At 39.7% G+C, this 3,393-nt stretch carries 3 protein-coding genes; all 3 read right to left on the reverse strand.

Features of this window, described 5'->3' with window-relative positions:
• Positions 1–99: 99 nt before the first annotated feature.
• The 3 genes from fusA to rpsL all read right to left on the reverse strand — a co-directional run bounded on the left by fusA (position 100) and on the right by rpsL (position 3,141).
• On the reverse strand, positions 100–2,184 hold the full coding sequence (fusA, locus tag H529_RS0109340) for an elongation factor G (protein ID WP_022856222.1): 2,085 nt from the start codon (positions 2,182–2,184) through the stop codon (positions 100–102).
• Between the two features lie 91 nt (positions 2,185–2,275).
• Positions 2,276–2,749: a 30S ribosomal protein S7 gene (gene rpsG, locus H529_RS0109345; RefSeq protein WP_022856223.1), complete on the reverse strand. Its 474-nt coding sequence runs from the start codon at positions 2,747–2,749 to the stop codon at positions 2,276–2,278.
• A gap of 20 nt (positions 2,750–2,769) precedes the next feature.
• Entirely contained in the window at positions 2,770–3,141 is a 372-nt protein-coding gene (rpsL, locus tag H529_RS0109350) for a 30S ribosomal protein S12 (protein WP_022856224.1), read from the reverse strand.
• Positions 3,142–3,393 lie beyond the last annotated feature (252 nt).

Here is a 3,393-nt window from a genome sequence, read left to right on the forward strand (position 1 = left end):
ACCATGGTCTATGTGCCCAATCGTCCCCACGTTTAAATGCGGCTTCTTCCTCTCAAACTTTTGCTTGGCCATCTTCCCTTCCTCCTATCCTAAAAATTTTTAACTTCCCTTTGCTTTCTTGATAATTTGTTCTGCTAAATGTGCTGGAACCTTCTCATAATGAGAAAATTGCATGATAAAGGTTCCTCTACCCTGGGTTAAAGACCTTAAAGTGGTTGCATAACCAAACATTTCTCCCAAAGGCACAAAGGCATTGATTATACGAACGTTTCCTCTTAAATCCATCCCTTCAACCCTTCCTCTACGGGAAGAAATATCTCCTAAAACCTCTCCTAAATACTCCTCAGGGACAGATATTTCAACTTTCATAATAGGTTCAAGCAACACCGGATTGGCCTTTTTACAGGCATCCTTAAATGCCATGGAACCAGCTATAGCGAAAGCAAGGTCTGAAGAGTCTACCTCATGGTAACTTCCATCAACCAGCCTTACCTTGACATCTATTACCGGATAACCTGCCAAAATTCCTTCGTTTGTAGCCTCTCTTACACCTTTTTCTACCGAAGGTATAAATTCCTTAGGAATAACACCACCAACTATCTCAGAAACAAACTCAACTCCCTTACCAGGGTTGGGCTCAACTATAAGCTTAACATGTCCATATTGACCTCTACCACCAGTTTGCCTTATATATTTACCCTCTGCTTCTGAGGCAGAAGTGATGGTTTCTTTATAAGCTACCTCTGGTCTTCCAACGTTAACCCCTACTTTAAATTCTCTTATCAATCTATCTACAATGATTTCCAAATGAAGTTCACCCATCCCCCAAATAAGGGTTTGGCCTGTCTCATGGTTAACCGTAACCCTGAAAGAAGGATCTTCTATGGCAAGCTTCTGAAGAGCAATGGAAAGCTTTTCTTGGTCTGCCTTAGTCTTAGGCTCTACAGCTACCGAAATAACTGGTTCAGGAATTTCCAATTTTTCAAGCTCTATAGGATGAGCTTCATCACACAAAGTATCACCTGTAGTAGTAACCCTCAACCCTATAGCAGCCACAATATCTCCTGCAAAAGCCCCAGATATCTCTTCTCTCTGGTTAGCATGCATTCTTACCAAACGCCCTATTCTTTCCTTCTTTCGCTTGGTAGAATTATAAACAGACATACCGCTCTCAAGTCTACCTGAGTAAATCCTAATAAAGGTGAGGGTTCCTATATAAGGGTCTGTCATAACCTTAAAAGCCAAAGCAGAAAGAGGAGCATCAGGATCTGTAGGCCTTTCTTCAACCTCACCAGTGTCTGGATTAACTCCCTTTACAGAAGGTATATCTATAGGAGCTGGCAAATAGTCTATGATAGCATCAAGAAGAGGCTGAATCCCTTTATTTTTAAAAGCCGAACCACATAAAACTGGAACAGCCTTAAAATTAATCGTAGCCTCTCTTACTGCTTTTTTGATCTCCTCTGCGCTAATCTCTTTGCCTTCTAAATATTTTTCCATGATTTCATCATTTATATCAGCCAAGGTTTCAAGCATCTTAATTCTGTATTCTTCAGCCTTATCCTTTAAAGAAGCTGGAATTTCTTCATAATGATATTTTGCCCCCAGGGTTTCCTCTTCCCACACGATAGCCTTCATGTCTATCAAATCAACCACACCTACGAAACTATCTTCAGCCCCAATAGGTATCTGTAGGGGGAGAGGATTAGCTCCAAGTTTTTGCCTAATCTGTTCAACCACACTTTCAAAATTGGCACCCAGCCTGTCCATCTTATTTACAAAAGCTATACGAGGAACCTTATATTTATTTGCCTGTCTCCAGACGGTTTCTGATTGAGGTTGAACTCCTCCCACAGCACAAAAAATAACCACCGCACCATCAAGAACTCTCAAACTTCTTTCAACCTCGATGGTAAAATCCACGTGTCCAGGGGTGTCAATGATGTTTATTCTATGACCTCTCCAGAAAGTAGTAGTACAAGCAGAAGTAATGGTAATACCCCTTTCCTGTTCCTGAACCATAAAGTCCATCGTAGCGGTTCCTTCATGAACCTCACCTATCTTGTAGGTCTTACCGGTGTAATAAAGCACCCTTTCAGTAGTAGTAGTTTTACCTGCATCTATATGAGCTACAAATCCTATATTTCTAGTTGTTTTTAATATTTTTAACTCTTCAGGCGTCATTCTCCTCACCCTACCCTTTATTTTTCAAAAATAAAAAAATACAAAATAATTTACTTTAAAATTGGCTGCTAAAAATTACCAGAAAAACTATTTACCAACGATAATGGGCAAAAACCCTGTTAGACTCAGCCATACGATGGGTATCATCCCTTTTCTTAATGGCCGCCCCTCTTTCGTTATAAGCATCCCAAAGCTCGTTAGCCAACCTTTCCACCATGGTCCTTTCACTACGAGCACGTGCGGCATTGATCGTCCACTTGATAGCTAAAGAAATCTGTCTATCTGGCCTAACCTCTACAGGAACTTGATAGTTAGCACCACCAACCCTACGACTACGGGTCTCTATAAGAGGTTTAACGTTATCTATAGCTTTTTCAAAAATCTTTAAAGGATCTTCTCCACCAGATTTTTCTCTCAGCCTTTCTAAGGCCTCATAAAAAATCTTTCTTGCTACGTTTTTCTTACCATCCTTCATTAAATTATTTATAAACTTTGCTACCAAAACACTTCCATATTTAGGATCTGGAGGGGTCTCTCTTTTAGGCACTGGTCCTTTGCGTGGCATACCAAATCTCCTCTTGCACTTTATTTAGGTCTTGGAGTTCCATATTTAGAACGAGATTTTTTTCTGTTCTGAACCCCAGCGGCATCCAAGGCACCTCTTATAATCTTATATCTAACACCAGGCAAGTCTCTCACACGCCCGCCTCTAACAAGAACCACAGAGTGCTCTTGAAGATTATGACCTATACCTGGAATGTAAGCAGTAACCTCAATACCATTGGTCAAACGAACCCTTGCCACCTTTCTCAAAGCTGAGTTTGGTTTTTTAGGGGTTACAGTATAAACCCTAACACAAACCCCTCTTTTTTGAGGACATCCTTGCAAAGCGGGGGACTTTGACTTTTTAACCTTTTTTTCTCTGCCTAATCTAACTAACTGATTGATTGTAGGCATATCCTCCCTCTACAAACTTTTTAAATTTTAAAACAACAAGCCCTTTATATAATCCCTTTTTCTTTTCTTGTCAAGAGGCTAAAAAAACAAAACCTAAAAACCAACTTAACAAGTGGCAATTAATTATTATACCATCTTTTAAAAATTTGTTAAGGCCTCGCATTAGATCATAAAAATGTCCCTGAAATAAGGATTGTTAGATCAAAAATTCTGTCCCTGAAATTAAAATTCCTCCTTGTTACCACCTTTAAT

The sequence above is a fragment of the Thermodesulfobacterium thermophilum DSM 1276 genome (assembly GCF_000421605.1).
Classification (GTDB): domain Bacteria; phylum Desulfobacterota; class Thermodesulfobacteria; order Thermodesulfobacteriales; family Thermodesulfobacteriaceae; genus Thermodesulfobacterium; species Thermodesulfobacterium thermophilum.